At 41.2% G+C, this 15,508-nt stretch carries 16 protein-coding genes; 13 read left to right on the plus strand and 3 right to left on the minus strand.

What is annotated here, in order from left to right; translation table 11 throughout:
• The gene (gene gldE / locus DD657_RS06230; RefSeq protein WP_287049055.1) at window positions 1-1,311 is read right to left on the minus strand and encodes a gliding motility-associated protein GldE; all 1,311 of its coding nucleotides are present in this window, start codon (window positions 1,309-1,311) and stop codon (window positions 1-3) included.
• A gap of 78 nt (window positions 1,312-1,389) precedes the next feature.
• Window positions 1,390-1,824 (minus strand): single-stranded DNA-binding protein, encoded by a 435-nt coding sequence (locus DD657_RS06235; RefSeq protein ID WP_021987271.1) that lies wholly within the window; start codon window positions 1,822-1,824, stop codon window positions 1,390-1,392.
• 549 nt (window positions 1,825-2,373) lie between these two features.
• Here DD657_RS06235 and DD657_RS06240 point away from each other — a divergent pair.
• From DD657_RS06240 to ychF, 9 genes are all read left to right on the plus strand, one after another.
• Entirely contained in the window at window positions 2,374-2,661 is a 288-nt protein-coding gene (locus tag DD657_RS06240) for an HU family DNA-binding protein (RefSeq protein ID WP_021987272.1), read from the plus strand.
• A gap of 180 nt (window positions 2,662-2,841) precedes the next feature.
• Window positions 2,842-4,386, plus strand: a complete 1,545-nt coding sequence (locus DD657_RS06245) for an Rne/Rng family ribonuclease (RefSeq protein WP_287049057.1) — start codon at window positions 2,842-2,844, stop codon at window positions 4,384-4,386.
• 178 nt (window positions 4,387-4,564) lie between these two features.
• The gene (locus tag DD657_RS06250; protein WP_068689072.1) at window positions 4,565-6,601 is read left to right on the plus strand and encodes a protein-disulfide reductase DsbD family protein; all 2,037 of its coding nucleotides are present in this window, start codon (window positions 4,565-4,567) and stop codon (window positions 6,599-6,601) included.
• A gap of 254 nt (window positions 6,602-6,855) precedes the next feature.
• A complete protein-coding gene (locus tag DD657_RS06255; protein WP_068689074.1) occupies window positions 6,856-7,374 on the plus strand; it encodes a GFO_1088 family ECF-type sigma factor in 519 nt (172 codons plus the stop codon).
• A complete protein-coding gene (locus tag DD657_RS06260; protein WP_287049060.1) occupies window positions 7,355-7,834 on the plus strand; it encodes a PG0215 family putative anti-sigma factor in 480 nt (159 codons plus the stop codon). Before DD657_RS06255 ends, DD657_RS06260 begins: the two co-directional genes overlap by 20 nt.
• A gap of 20 nt (window positions 7,835-7,854) precedes the next feature.
• The gene (locus DD657_RS06265) at window positions 7,855-8,415 is read left to right on the plus strand and encodes a DUF4252 domain-containing protein (RefSeq protein ID WP_021987277.1); all 561 of its coding nucleotides are present in this window, start codon (window positions 7,855-7,857) and stop codon (window positions 8,413-8,415) included.
• 6 nt (window positions 8,416-8,421) lie between these two features.
• Window positions 8,422-8,901, plus strand: coding sequence for a DUF4252 domain-containing protein (locus DD657_RS06270; RefSeq protein WP_068689076.1), 480 nt, complete (start codon window positions 8,422-8,424; stop codon window positions 8,899-8,901).
• 35 nt (window positions 8,902-8,936) lie between these two features.
• Complete coding sequence (locus DD657_RS06275; RefSeq protein ID WP_287049063.1) at window positions 8,937-9,557, plus strand: DUF5715 family protein; 621 nt, start codon at window positions 8,937-8,939, stop codon at window positions 9,555-9,557.
• Between the two features lie 273 nt (window positions 9,558-9,830).
• Window positions 9,831-10,931, plus strand: a complete 1,101-nt coding sequence (gene ychF / locus DD657_RS06280; protein WP_021987280.1) for a redox-regulated ATPase YchF — start codon at window positions 9,831-9,833, stop codon at window positions 10,929-10,931.
• An 87-nt stretch (window positions 10,932-11,018) separates the two neighbouring features.
• Here the strand turns inward: ychF and lolA1 are convergent, their stop codons facing one another.
• Window positions 11,019-11,648, minus strand: a complete 630-nt coding sequence (gene lolA1, locus DD657_RS06285; protein WP_021987281.1) for an outer membrane lipoprotein periplasmic chaperone LolA1 — start codon at window positions 11,646-11,648, stop codon at window positions 11,019-11,021.
• A gap of 222 nt (window positions 11,649-11,870) precedes the next feature.
• On the opposite strand from lolA1, the gene DD657_RS06290 reads away from it, so the two are divergent.
• The 4 genes from DD657_RS06290 to DD657_RS06305 all read left to right on the plus strand — a co-directional run bounded on the left by DD657_RS06290 (window position 11,871) and on the right by DD657_RS06305 (window position 15,488).
• Window positions 11,871-12,773, plus strand: coding sequence for a DMT family transporter (locus DD657_RS06290; protein ID WP_118773286.1), 903 nt, complete (start codon window positions 11,871-11,873; stop codon window positions 12,771-12,773).
• Between the two features lie 44 nt (window positions 12,774-12,817).
• Window positions 12,818-13,606, plus strand: a complete 789-nt coding sequence (gene cdaA, locus DD657_RS06295) for a diadenylate cyclase CdaA (RefSeq protein WP_021987283.1) — start codon at window positions 12,818-12,820, stop codon at window positions 13,604-13,606.
• Between the two features lie 123 nt (window positions 13,607-13,729).
• On the plus strand, window positions 13,730-14,581 hold the full coding sequence (locus DD657_RS06300) for a TIGR01777 family oxidoreductase (protein WP_021987284.1): 852 nt from the start codon (window positions 13,730-13,732) through the stop codon (window positions 14,579-14,581).
• A gap of 148 nt (window positions 14,582-14,729) precedes the next feature.
• A complete protein-coding gene (locus DD657_RS06305; RefSeq protein ID WP_287049068.1) occupies window positions 14,730-15,488 on the plus strand; it encodes a hypothetical protein in 759 nt (252 codons plus the stop codon).
• Window positions 15,489-15,508: the final 20 nt, after the last annotated feature.

A 15,508-nucleotide genomic window follows, 5' to 3' on the forward strand; every position in this document is an offset into this window, starting at 1 on the left:
TTATTCTGTCTCTTGGTCCAGGTTTTCGTATTTGATCTTCTTGATTCTTCGCTTATCGACATCCAGAATGGTGAATTTATGCTGCCGGTAGGTAATGACTTCATTTTTCCGGGGCAGCTCTCCTTTGATTTCGAGAATTAAACCGGCTAACGTGTCCGCTTCACCTTCTATGTCTTTGAAATAATCGTCTTTAATATCTGCAATCTTTTCAAAATCGTTCAGTAATGTATGGCCTTCGAAAATATAGGCGTTGTTTTTGATTTTGATATATGTCTTTTCTTTTTCATCGGTTTCGTCATTGATTTCTCCTACGATTTCTTCCAGAATGTCTTCCATGGTGACAATACCCGACGTGCCCCCGTATTCATCTACGACAATAGCCAGATGTACTTTCTTGGTTTGGAATTCTTCCAGCAGGTCGTTAATTTTTTTGGTCTCCGGGACAAAATAGGCTGGCCGTATCAAGCTTTGCCATTGAAAATGATCGTCTTCCTGTAAATGTGCCAGCAGGTCTTTTATATATAATATACCTACGATCGTATCAAGATTGTCTTTATATACCGGGAGCCGGGAATATCCGTGTTCGATAATCAGCTCGCGGATGTGTTTGAAAGAATCTTCTTCGTCGATGGCAATAATATTGATACGGGGCTGAATAATATCGATCGCATAAATATTACTGAAACGCACAATACCTTCCAGAATGTCCTTTTCTTCATTGATTTCGGAATCTTTGGTCAATTCCAGGGCTTTTGACAACTGGTCGATGGAGATACTGTCTTTTTTAGCCACTTTTTTACTGATAATCGAAGTCGAATTGATCAATAAGGCTGAAAGCGGACGAAACAGGTAGCTCAACACGGTTAAGGGCGATGCCATAAATATCGCCATCTTTATCGGGGAGCGGTTGGCATACAGTTTGGGAATGATCTCGCCGAATAGTAATATGATGAATGTGACGACGATAACCTGGATGACAAAGCCCAATAAAGGGTTTCCGGAAAAATCGAACAACGAATCTACCAGATAAGAGGATAATATGACAATTGCGACATTGACGAAATTGTTGGATATCAAAATTGTCGCTAATAGCTTTTCCGGTTTGCGATGGAGGTGACATACCTTTTCATAACCTTTTTGCCGGATTTCTTCTAACTGGCCCGGACTCAAAGAAAAATAAGCTACTTCGGAGCCTGAAATGACGGCCGAAGAAAAAAGCAGCAGCAGTAAAATAATAATGAAGATGACATCGGTTAAGTTAAACGGTCCATATGCAACATCCGATACGGCACTTATTAGCTCAGTTTCCAAAATTTATATTATTAGTTAAACAATTTCACCCTCCTCTTGCCTTACCTTCTTTCTTTAATCTCTGTTCTTTATTCGGTATCAGAACGGCAGATCGTCGCTTTCATCAGTAGCCGGAGAAATATTCTGAACCGGAGCAGAGGGGGCTGCTGAAAAATTACTGCGAGGCGCAACATCGGCATTGTCTCCGCGGTTGAATGACAACATTTGCATGTTGTCGGCGTAAATTTCAGTGGTGTACCGTTTTACTCCGTTTTGATCGTCCCAGGAACGGGTACGGATTCGGCCTTCGATATAAAGCCGCATACCTTTTTTAACGTATTTTTCGACAATTTCCGCTAACCCCCGCCATAATACGATATTATGCCATTCCGTTTGATCGACTTTTTCTCCGTTTTTGTTTTTGTAGCTTTCTGTCGTTGCCAGCCGTAAATTCGCAACTGCAACACCACCATCGAGGTACCTTACTTCCGGATCGGCACCTACATTTCCGATTAAAATCACTTTGTTAACCATACTTCTTACCCTTTAAATTTTCACACAAGTTACGAAAAAGACGGCAATTTTAAAACCCTATTCTTATTAAATATCGAATTGCGAATTTAAAAATAAATTGTGGGAAACAAAAGACCGGATATTAAGTTTTTATTTCAGGAGATATAAATCCTTGTTTTCGTATTCTGTTTGAGTGGTGAAACGCAGTGTCCGGTAGAATACCAGGGCCTGGATTCTGGCGGAGGGAAGATATTAAACTGAAAATTTCGGTGAATTGTGAAAAGCGTATTTATTTATATAGTAACGATTCTGTCTGTCGGGGATGTAGAAACAGACCGCAAAGATGGATCTTATACTTAACAGGATATGTTTCGGTTAAAAATTTTGATATTATTATAAAGTGAAAAGTGAAAGGCGGAAGGGGAAACAGGGTGTGGGAAAAGCAACTATCTGATATTTTTTCAGAAAAAATCGAAAGGTTTGTTTCATTGTTCCAGGAAAACACTTATATTTGCAGACTGAAAACAGATCAGAAGAAATAAATTATTGAATATTAAATATTTATAGAAAATGACTAAAGCGGATATTGTTAACGAAATTTCGAGAACAACCGGGATTGAGAAAGTAGCGGTTCAGGCTACAGTAGAGGCTTTTATGGAGTCAATAAAGAATTCCGTGGTTGGTGGTAAGAACGTGTATTTGAGAGGATTCGGTAGTTTTATCGTGAAAAAGAGAGCAGAAAAAACAGCCCGTAACATTTCAAAGAACGTAACTATCAAAATACCCGAACATTTCATTCCTTCATTCAAACCTTCCAAAAGTTTTGTAACGGAAGTTAAAGGTAAAGTTAAAAAATAAGAAAGGAGTAGATTATGCCAAGCGGAAAAAAGAGAAAAAGACATAAGATGGCTACTCACAAACGTAAAAAAAGACTGAGAAAAAATCGTCATAAGAAGAAATAAGTTTGTGAGTCGAAGATAAACCTAAAGAACCGGTGTTCTTTAGGTTTATTTAATTATAAAAGAAAAATGTATACACATGAACAGTGAGCTAGTTATTGATGTCAGGGCGGATGAGGTTATTATCGCTTTGCTGCGGGAAAAGAAGCTGGTGGAGTTGACGAAAGAAAAAACGAGCGTCCAGTTTGCCGTGGGGGATATTTATCTGGGAAAAGTAAAAAAGATCATGCCCGGATTGAATGCGGCATTTGTAAATGTGGGATACGAGAAAGATGCATTTCTTCATTATCTGGATCTGAGTCCTCAATTCCATTCTCTGGATACCTATATCAAACAGTGTATTGCCCGTAAAGGACTGCCGTTGGCTAAACTGAAGCTGGAACCGGAGATCAGTAAGAACGGAAAGATTTCCGATATTCTTACCGTTGGACAATGGGTTGCCGTACAGGTGGCCAAAGAGCCTATTTCCACGAAAGGGCCGCGTTTGACTTCAGAGTTGAGTATTGCCGGACGTAATCTCGTCTTGATGCCCTTTGCGGATAAGGTATCCGTTTCGCAGAAGATAAAATCTCCTGAAGAACGGAAAAGGTTGAAACGGCTTATTGAGAGCATCAAGCCTAAAAACTACGGGGTAATAGTGCGGACGGTGGCCGAAGGGAAAAAGGTGGCGCAGTTCGACACTGAACTCAAGGAATTGGTGGATAGATTTGAGAGTGCATTTAAACATATCCGGGATATCGAGCCGCCTAAGCTTATTTTAGGGGAAATCGACCGGACAAGTGTTATTTTACGTGACATTCTGAATTCTTCTTTCGAGAATATATATGTCAATGACATTACTTTAAGTAAGGAAATACGGCATTATCTTAGCTCGATAGCGCCCGAGAAAGAAGATATCGTAAAATATGTATCTCCTGAAATACCGATACTCGACCATTTCGGTGTGGATAAGCAGATAAAATCTTCGTTGGGGAAAACAGTTTCCTTTAAGAACGGGGCTTATTTGATTATCGAACATACGGAAGCTTTTCATGTCATCGATGTGAACAGTGGCAATCGGGCAAAATTGGGTGACGATCAGGAGTCAAATGCCCTGGAAGTTAATCTGGCGGCCGCAGAAGAAGTGGCCCGGCAATTGCAGTTGAGGGATATGGGAGGCATCATCGTTATTGATTTTATCGATATGCAATTGGCCGAAAACCGGCAGAAATTGTATGATAAAATGAAAGCCTGTATGGAAATCGACCGGGCGAAACATACGATTTTGCCGTTGAGTAAATTCGGATTGATGCAGATCACCCGTCAGCGGGTACGGCCGGAAATGACTGTCGATACGATGGAAACTTGTCCCGTATGTCACGGGACGGGAAAAGCGGAACCTGCTATTTTGGTTATCGACCGGATTGAAGACCAGTTGGAACACATTGCCCGGGAAAAGAGATGCCGGAATATCGTATTGAAAGTACATCCGTTTATCGGCGCTTATTTGAAAAAAGGTTTTATTTCCATGCGCCGTCGCTGGGCTTTCCGGTATAAGATATCTCTTCGTATCGTGGATGTCCCGTCGTATTATATTTATGAATATCATTTTTATAATTCCTATAAGCGGGAAATTGTGGATTGAGAAACCGGGGAGTATCTTAGGGAAACAAATGATAAAATGTAAAAACGGCGGAATTTTTCCGCCGTTTTAATTATATGTTAAATTTAACAAATTCATAGTATTCCGTGATAAAATAATTCTATTTTTGTCTTTGAGTTAAATATTTGTAGTTATACATTCATATGCATAATTGAAACTTATGAGAAAAAAATTATTTACTTTTTTATTGTTTTGGACAATAGGTATATTAACAGCCTTTGCTCAGGTAGAAAATCCGGCGACATGGTCATATAGCGAGAAGAGTTTGGGAAACGGGGAATACGAATTGACATTAAAAGCTGAATTGAAACCCGGTTGGACGATATATTCCATGTATACTCCCGAAGGCGGACCGATGCAAACCTCTTTGAATTTCGAGGCTGCGGGGAAAGGAATCGAATTGCTGGGGAAAGCTACCGAAAACGAACCGCATAAAGAGTATGATCCGATATTTGAGGTGGATGTATGGCATTTTGCAGGGGAATTTGTAATTACCCAGAAAATCAAAGTGACCGATCCGGCATTGACTTCGGTAAAAGGAACGTTGGAATATCAGGTATGTCAGGAAGGACAGTGTGTCATGTTCGACGAAGAGTTTACGATTCCTTTGAAGGGGGCGGGAAATGTTGTTGAAAAGACAGCGGAGGTGCCGTCGGGAGATCTGCAGGCATCTGATACGCAGAAAGACGAGTCTTTGTGGATGTTTTTCTGGCTTGCTTTTGTAGCGGGGTTAGCAGCCGTCGTGATGCCTTGTGTATTTCCGATGATTCCGATGACGGTATCTTTCTTTATGCACGGAGATTCTAATAAGGCCAAAGCCAAAGCGAAAGCATTGTTTTTTTCTTTCTCGATCATTGCTATTTACACGGTGCTGGGATTGATTATTTCGGTTGTGCTTGGACCGGATTTTATCAATTGGCTGAGTACGAACTGGGTTCCTAATGTATTCTTCTTTATCATTTTTATGATCTTTGCTGCTTCGTTTTTCGGAGCGTTTGAAATCGTACTTCCTTCCTGGCTCGTAAATAAGTCCGATAAGCAGGCTGATAAAGGCGGTTATATCGGTGCTTTTTTTATGGCTTTTACTTTGGTATTGGTGTCATTCTCGTGTACGGCACCGATTGTCGGTACAGTGCTCGTTGAAGCTGCCCGGGGATCGGTATTGAGACCGGTTATCGGTATGCTGGGTTTTTCGCTAGCAGTGGCTTTGCCTTTCGGTTTTTTTGCTTTTTTCCCTTCTAAATTGGGAAATTTGCCCAAATCAGGAGGATGGCTGAATTCGGTAAAAGTGGTTTTGGGTTTTATTGAAGTCGCTTTAGGCTTTAAATTCTTGATGGTAGCCGACCAGACATATCATTGGGGATTACTCGACCGGGAGGTATATATCGCCATCTGGGTAGCTGTTTTCACTTTACAGGGCTTGTATCTGATGGGTAAACTGAAATTTAGAAATGACAGTGATTTACAATATATCGGTGTAACCCGGCTGGCATTTATTATCGCTACCTTTGCTTTTGTTATTTATCTGATTCCGGGTATGTTCGGAGCTCCTTTGAAAGCATTGGCCGGTTATTTCCCGCCACAGGAGACGATCGATTTCGATATTAACCGTATTGTACGCGACAATGCCAAAGAAATTATGAAGAGTGGTGTGGCTCTCGGTAATCCGGCGGCCGTATCCAGGAATCAGGAAGCCTGTGAATCTCCCAAATATGCAGACTTCTTACATTTGCCTCATGGAATCGACGGATATTTCGATTATGAACAGGCATTAAAATGCGCCCGGGCACAGAATAAACCACTGTTTATCGCTTTTACGGGACATGGATGTGTGAATTGCCGGGAAATGGAACAATCCGTATGGTCCGATCCCCGTATTTTGGATATGCTCAGAAATGATTATGTCGTTGTGGCTTTGCATGTGGACGATAAAAAGACTTTGCCTGAAAATGAATGGTATATTTCTGACTATGATGGAAAGAAGAAAAAGACTCTCGGAAAGAAAAATGCCGATTTTCAGATTAAATATTTTAATTCCAATGCTCAACCCAATTATATTCTATTGGACAGTCATGTTGAAGGAAAGGATCTGGAAAAGTATATGTTGATGCCTGCCCGCGGATATGATCTGAACCGGGATGCTTTCTACAATTTTCTCAAAGAAGGACTGGAAAAGTTTAAACAGAGAAACCAATAAGAAATTCATTCGGTATTTCAAAGGCTCCCAAATATCAGATTTATTTGGGAGCTTTTTTATTTATCGGTTGTTCAGGATACCCGGAAAACCGGTTTTAAAACAAAAAGAGAGAGTGTGAAGTTGTGGCGACCGGAATCCATGTATTGCATCCTTATTTAGCTTGGAAGGCAGGACGGGGCAAACCGGATTTATTATTTTTAAATTTCTTGTATATTGATGTAACTTTTGATTGACTGATCTGTCTGGTATATACGATGAAGATAGAAGAATTTAAAAATAAGATTTTGCCTTTACGGGATAAGTTGTTTCGCTTGGCTTTACGAATAATGCGGAGTACGGAAGATGCGGAAGATGTTGTACAGGAGGTCATGCTTAAAATGTGGGATATACGGGAGGATTGGGAGAGGATCGGGAACAAAGAGGCCTATTGTTGCAGGATGGTACGGAATATTTCGTTGGGAAAGATTGGGCTGAAAGAATATGGAAATGAAACATTGGATGAACATTGGGAATTGAGGCTGGAGGAAGAGAGGCCGGATGAGAGAATCGAAAAAGACGATAATCTGAGATGGTTGCATGAGTTGATCGGCCGTCTTCCGGAAAAGCAAAGAACGGTTATACAGTTGAGAGACATTGAAGGTATGAGTTACCGGGAAATTGCCGCTTGTATGGCTGTTTCGGAAGAACAGGTGAAAGTAAATCTGTTCAGAGCGAGAAAAGAAATCAGGGAAATGTTTTTAAAAATTGACGGTTATGGATTACGGAAGAATTGAAAAATTGTTGGAAAAATACTGGAGCTGTGAAACAACAGTGGAAGAGGAGGAAGAATTACGTCTTTTTTTTACCAGAGAAGAAGAGATGCCGGAGCATTTATCCCGCTATACCTCCCTGTTTGTATTCCAGCGGACAGAACGGAAAGTGGGATTGAATGATTCGTTTGATGAAAGGATTTTGCGGCAGATCGACCGGAAAAAGGGTGGGGCAAGGATGTGGCTGACGTTGGGCATGCGCCTGGCTGCCGTATTTGTATTGTTTATCGGCATGGGACTGTTGTACCGGCATATGGACCGGATGCAAAAACCGGAACCGGCAGATACCTATCAAAATCCGGCAGAAGCTTTAGCACAGGTTGAGAAGACTTTAATGCTCGTTTCGGATAAAATGATGCAGGGACAAAAGAAAGCTGAACGGAATATAGAGAAAACAGAGACTCTGATTAAATATATCAAGTAAAAACTTTAAAACTTAGAAAGATGAAAAAGATAACATTGCTAGTGGTGCTTGTTTGCCTGGGATGGGGTGGCTTCGCTCAAAATTTTGTAGAAGAATTCGAGATGCGTTATGCCGATAATGAGAATTTTTCGGTCGTAAATATTTCTTCCAAGATGTTTGAGTTGATTGCGATGATGGCGGATGAAAAGAAAACGGATTCGGAGACGAAGATAAGGTATCAGATTTCTGCCGATGGGGAGTTGGAGGTACAGAAAATGGTTTCGAAATTGAAGGGTATGAAAGTGTTGACCTCGGAAGTGGATGCCCGGAAATATTATGATGCTGCTGTGAAAGATCTTACAAAAAGCGGGTCTGTATATGAGGAACTGATGAACGTAAAGGAAAAAAAGGAGTGGGTCCGGATATATACGCGGGAGAAGAAAGGGACGGTTTCGGAGTTAGTGATGGTTATTCTCGATGAGAATGAGTTTGTTTTAATCGGATTTACGGGAGAAATCGATCTGAAACAGATTTCCGGTATAGCTGAAATGGTCAATGTGAAAGGGGCTGAACAGTTGAAAAAAATCGATGAAAATAAATGATAGGATATGAAACGGTTTCTTTTGGTATCTCTGCTGGTCATAGTGGCTTTAACAGGGATGGGGCAGACCCGGGAATTTCAGGAGATATGTGATAAGTACAAAGAGCACGAAGATGTCGTAAGTTTGCGGGTAAATCGGTTCGGGTGTTTTTTTCTCTCCTTGTTTATGCCGGCAGGAAAAGAGAGTGAGGTTGTCCGTAATTTTATACGTCACAGTTCTTCCTTTCAACTTTTGGTTACAGAAGGAGAAATCGTCAGGGATGTTACGAAAGAGATAAAGAATTATATAAAAAAGGATCAGTTGGAAGAATTATTGAATGTAAAGGATAAAAAAGACGAAATAAAGATCTATACCCTGGACGATAAAAAAGTGATCCGGCAATTGTTTATTTCGGTTGTCGACGGAGGGAAGGAGGCGGTTTTTCTGCAAGTGAAAGGAAAATATTCCATGAAGATGATACAGGATTTGGCTAAAGTGAACCGTTAATTTGGTTATATTTGCATTCTCAAAATGAGAGAGGGATGCAAATTATTAAAATTGCGGTTATATTGGGGATATTTCTGTGGTGTGGATGTAGCGGAGATAAAAAAAACGATCGTTTTTCCTATTTCCGGAATTATTCGCGCACATTCAACGATTTGAATGACAGACATCTGCAGGGAGCCCGAAAATGGGGGATACAACCGGTCGGGTCGGTGAATGAGTTGAAACGGATGAAAGGGCAGGTCGAAGAAATCCGGTCTTGCCGGCTGTATGAAGTAGACGAACTGACCCATTCGCAGCCTTACCTGGTGCCCAGGGCCGTCGGCTTATTGCAAGCGATAGGGCGGAATTTCCGGGATTCTTTATCGGCTAAAGATTTACCTTCTTACCGGATTATTGTGACCAGTGTGTTGCGGACAGATGAGTCGGTAAAGAAACTCCGGAAAAGAAATATAAATGCCAGTGCCAATTCAGCACATGTTTTCGGTACGACTTTCGATGTGGCTTATGCACGTTTTAAGAAAACCGGTTTCGGAAAGACGGAAAACGATAAACTGAAGTCGGTATTGGCAGAAGTTTTGCAGGATTTGCGTAAAGCAAAACAATGTTATGTCCGCTATGAGTATAAACAAGGATGTTTTCATATCACAGTGAGGTAAGGTATAAAATTATCTGTAGGTAAATCGGACAATTTTATTTCAGGATTTAACTTTACGTTTTTGATCCTTCTTTTTCAGGGAAAGGTTATGGGCCGGATTTAAAATCGTAAATCTAAAATCCGCAATTAAAACCGACTATTCGAAAGTTTGGCTATCTTTGCGGACGGAAAATTCTGGAATATTCCCGTGGCTTGTCGTTTATGTCTGCGGAGATTTCCGGAAAGAATAGAGTAGTGATATAAATAATTGATATTAAATATTTAATGTAAATTTATGGGTTTACAGTGTGGTATTGTCGGACTGCCGAATGTCGGAAAGTCGACCTTGTTTAATTGTTTGAGTAACGCCAAGGCACAGTCTGCCAATTTCCCGTTCTGCACGATCGAACCGAATGTGGGTGTGATTACAGTGCCCGATGAGCGATTGAATAAGTTGGTGGAATTGGTGAAGCCCGCGAATGTCGTACCGGCTGTCGTGGAGATTGTGGATATTGCCGGCCTGGTAAAAGGGGCCAGTAAAGGAGAAGGGCTGGGAAATAAATTTCTGTCGAACATCCGGGAAACGGATGCGATTATCCATGTATTACGTTGTTTCGATGACGATAATATTGTGCATGTGGATGGACGTGTAAATCCTGTAGGGGATAAAGAAATTATCGATGCCGAATTGCAATTGAAAGATTTGGAAACGGTCGAAAACCGGCTTCAGAAAGAAGAAAAGAGGGCAATGACCGGAGGCGATGCCAATGCGAAGCGCTTGGTTGAAGTGTTGCATATGTATAAGGATGCCCTGGAAAAAGGGTTGTCGGCCCGGACGGTTGTGCTGGACGATTTGCAGCAGGATGTCGCTAAGGATTTACAGTTGCTGACCAACAAACCGGTATTGTATGTGTGTAATGTGGATGAAGCTTCGGTTGTCAATGGTAATAAATATGTGGAAGCTGTCAGAGAGGCTGTTAAAGACGAACGGGCAGAAGTACTGGTGATCGGAGCCGCTATCGAAGCCGATATTGCGGAATTGGAGACCTACGAGGAAAAACAGCTGTTTCTGGAAGATTTGGGTTTGAAAGAAGCAGGGGTAAATAAATTGATCCGTACAGCTTATCATTTGTTGAATTTGCAGACTTATTTCACTGCCGGTCCGAAGGAAGTCCGGGCATGGACTTTCCGCAAAGGAATGAAGGCACCCCAGACAGCCGGAATTATACATACCGATTTCGAAAAAGGGTTTATCCGCGCGGAAGTAATCAAATACAATGATTTTATTACTTACGGTTCGGAAGCCAAGTGCAAAGAAGCCGGAAAAATGTCGGTAGAAGGCAAGGATTATGTGGTACAGGATGGAGATATGATGAATTTCCGTTTTAATGTTTAATTCCGGGCGATAGCCTGACAAGCGATATAAAAAATACCGGGAACTGACCATCGTCAACTCCCGGTATTTATTTTTGAAAGAAATTTATTATCTCATATCGACAACTTCCACATCAGCATGTTTTGCCGTATCGAATTTGAAAAAAGAATCGGCAGGAATGGGGGAAGGTTGTTTTATACTGTTGATGGTAATAATTAGATTATTACCGTCTTTACCGAAAGAGGTAACTTCCTGGATGGAAGAATCGGCTGTTTTTACCCGTATGCCTATTTTGACGAAATTCTTTTTCAGGTCAATGGGGTAGAGCTCGATATAGGCAATCCCGTTTGTCGTTGAAATCAATTGTTGCTTGAAACCGGTGTTGTGGATGTCAAAAATCTTTGTCGGATTCAGCATGTCCTCTTCTTCGTCAGATGGGTTTTTAATGTTTACTTCCTGAACTTCGGGCATGTAGGTGTAAATATTGGTTCCATCATAGTAGTTTTCTACGTCCATGACGTTTAATTTATACAGATTACCTTTCATCCAGGCTTTGCCTTCATGCTCCTCATTGATGTTTTCGGCTTTGTTTTCCATCGTCAATGTAAATTGGATTTCCACAGCCGGAAGAGCTTTTATTTTAGCTGCCGATTTATCCAAAATCGTTTTCGCTTCATTTTGACCTAGTGTGGGTAAACAAAATGCGATAAATGAAAGTAGTGTAATGATGTAGTGCATAGATGTCGTGTTTTTAAGTGCTCAAAAAATGCAATATTTAAGAATATAATAAGCTTCAACGGATAAAGTTACAAAAATACAATTGAAACGTAAATTTTAATAAGTCAATAGACTTAAAACGAATGACAAAGGTAGTGATTTTATGGCCTGTTTTTCTTTTTTACGTTGAAAAAAAAGGAATTTACAAGGATTGTTTAATTTTGCAGAGCTAAAAATAGAAGAATGGAAAAAATACGGGGGATAATATATGCCTGTTTGTCGGCTGCCACATTTGGTATGATACCTTTATTTGCCAATACGGCTATGCAGGAAGGAGTCAACAACGATACCATATTGGTTTACCGCTATATGATAGCGGCCATCGTATACGGCATATACCTTCTGTTTCGGAAAACCGACCTGAGGATCGGTAAAAAAGCTTGTGTCGAGCTGCTATGGGCAGGTGTCGGGGGATACGGGATTACAGCTTATTTTCTTTTCCTTTCCTATCGGTATATGCCGACTGGGATTGCGACTTCGATTCATTATCTTTATCCGGTAGTCGTGGCTATTTTTATGTCTTTATTTTATAGGCAGCATTTGTCGTTGCTGGTGAAAGGAGCTATCGGGCTGGCAATTGCCGGGGTTTACTTTATGTCGTGGAGTGGGGGAGAAATCAAATGGGCCGGATTGGTGTTTGCCATATTGACGACCTTTACTTACGGTACGTACATTGTGGCTTTGAATCGTCCGTTACTGCGGTCGATGAACCCTGACGTACTTACATTTTATGTATTGCTGTTTACCGCTTTGTTCTATTGGATTGCTGCCGGGGTTAAAGGTACGTTTACTTTAAATTATACGCCTCATTTTCTCTTCGATATGTCGATGCTCGGCATATTGAGTACGGTGATTTCTGCACGCTTGTTAGTGGCGGCGGTAGCGCGTATCGGTTCTGTTGCGACTTCGGTGTTGGGAACCCTGGAACCGATTACCGCAATTATTGTCGGCGTTTACGCTTTTCACGAGGAATTGGGTATCAAAAACTTCGTCGGTCTGTTATTGGTATTGATGTCCGTATTGATCGTTATACTAAGTATGAACGAACGCCATCGGAAATCGAAGGAAAGGACGGCCAATAATTAAAAATTAATTGTAGATTTGTATAATGAATTGAAAAGACCAGCAGTATGATATCGTTGTTTATCAAGTTCGGGGTATTTGATGTATTGGATATACTGATTGTTGCTTTTATTTTTTATCAGGTGTACAGATTGGTAAAAGGAACGGCTGCAATCAATATTTTTATCGGGATTTTCATATTTTACCTCGCATGGTTGCTGGTACGGGCTTTCAATATGGAGTTGATCTCTTCAATTCTGGGACAGTTTATCGGGATGGGGGTAATCGCTTTGCTGATCGTATTTCAGCAGGAAGTAAGGCGTTTCCTGTTGCTGGTGGGTAGTAAATACAATTTACAGAATATCTTCAATTTTGAAAGTCTTTTTGCTAAACCGGTGATCAAGGACGATGTATCCGAAGCCATCGTACAGTCGTGTGTCTATTTTTCGCAAACCAAAACGGGAGCATTGATTGTTTTCGCCCAGAATACGGAGTTGTACAATTATGCCCAGACCGGGGTAATGTTGAAGGCGAAGGTAACCAGCGATCTGATCGAGAATATTTTCTTTAAAAATACTCCCTTACACGATGGTGCCGTTATTATTGCAGAAAATAAAATTTTGGCGGCCCGTTGTATCCTGCCGGTATCGGATAAAACGGACCTGCCGGGGAGTATGGGGTTGCGTCACCGGGCTGCCCTCGGATTGAGTGCTGTAAGCGATGCGCTTATTATTGTGGTGAGTGAGGAAACCGGTAATATAACTTTTGTCAAAGACGGCAATTACAAAGTGCGCATTACGGCCGACGAGTTGCGCAATTTCCTGCACGGCGATTTCAAAACTTTTATTGTAAAATGACGGAAGCCGGAAGGCGGACCACTTTTCTTACCGGTTACAGACCGGATTAAATCGGGAAAATACGTTTAAAATCTGTTGCGGTTTAGAACTTTTCAGATCGGTAGTCGTTTATAAGTTTTACGAATGTTAGAACTTATGGAGATACTGGTAACTGGATTACACGGATTTATCGGACAGGTCTTGAAGGAGACGTTTGAAAAGAACGGACATCATGTATTTACCGCTTCCAGGGAGGCATTGCTTACCGGGAATGAGGAATTGAAGGATGCAGCCCGGAGAGCCGATATTGTCGTAAATCTGGCAGGGGAGAGCATTGCCGGACGTTGGACCGATGAGAAGATGATTGAAATTGTTGAATCCAGACGTTGTATCACCCGTAATCTGGTCAGGTGTATACAGGGATCGGAAAAAAAGCCGCTATTGTGGATCAATGCTTCTGCTGTCGGTGTTTACAAACCCGATACCTTTTGTGACGAATATTCTGCCGATCTGGGACATCATTTTCTGGCCGGAGTGATAAAGGTATGGGAAGGAGAGGTCGCTCAGTTAGAGCAGGTACGTAAAGTTATTCTGAGATTCGGTATTGTCATCGGAGAAAACGGAGGGGTGTTGCATAAACTAAAGCCGATGATCAAATCACGTGTAGCCGTGATTATGGGAAACGGAAAACAGGAATTCCCGCTGATACATGTGGAAGATGTGGCAGGGTTCGTAATGTATGTGCTGGATCACAGAGATATGGAAGGCGTTTACAACCTGGTTATTCCCAATGCCGTTACTTACCGGGAGTTTGTCCGATCCCTGGCTGTTATTCGCAAGCCTCTGTTTACGGTTGTTTTACCGGAATGGCTGCTGTGGTTGCTGATGGGGGAATCCGCCTACACCCTCACCCGTTCGGCCCACGTTATCCCGATGCGTATGATGACCTCCGGTTATGAGCTGAAATACCGGACGGTGAGGGAGATCGTACACTAAACTACCTCTGAACCGGGAAACGGTTGACAGCCGTTTGGGTATCCGAAATGCCGTTTTAGAAAAATTTGCCTGTCATTCGAAAAATAAATTTCCTGCGTGGAATCCGGACACTTATTTTTGTTTTATCACTCTGTTTTTAATGCAGTCTATGGAAGCGGAAAAAGTACACCAGGAAAAAAACAACCATACCCCTCAATTGGTACGCGGTGGTACGGCACAGTTTGTGGATAACCGGCCCTTATCTCTGCTTAGCCAGATTACTCAAAGAAAAGAAAATACGCTTGACCAATCTGGAGTAATTCTAAAAAATGTATGGGGCTGTTTTATGGATAAGGTGCATCAAAAGGGAGGTGCTTCATCTGAAATTATACAGAGATTAAAGCTTAAAAGAAGTTCATCAGGAAGAGAGATTGACTTTACTGGGATATCTGAAGTAAAATCCCGGGAAGCAAGTCGTGGTATATATATCAAAGCTGGACGTGTTTATAAAATATTCGGAAAAACTGATGCAGCCCAAAAAGAGTATAATGAAACTGCTAATGTAAATTCTAGTTTTGGAGTGCCGATAGCAGATCCTATTGACTATTATCCGGCGACAATAGATGATACTCCTGGGGAGAAGGTAGGTGTTTTTGAATCTACAGAGTTAAAAGGTAAATTTTTTCAATTAAGTAAAGGAGGTGAACTTGGGAGTTATGTAGGTAAGCTTACTGATAAAGTTGAACTCGATTGGGTATTAAGAGATCTGGTAGCTGCTAGAAATGCAAAATTATCTGATCCGCAAGGTTTTTTAGAAGATACCGGTTTACATCCAATAATTTTTATTGATATAAATACTGCAAGTAATCCGCATCCGACCATAGTTTCCTTAATAAAATCAATAGAACAAAAATTAAGTGTTCAGTAAAAAATAGTAATAGTAAATAT

Source organism: Culturomica sp., assembly GCF_003524185.1.
Classification (GTDB): Bacteria; Bacteroidota; Bacteroidia; order Bacteroidales; family Marinifilaceae; genus Culturomica; species Culturomica massiliensis.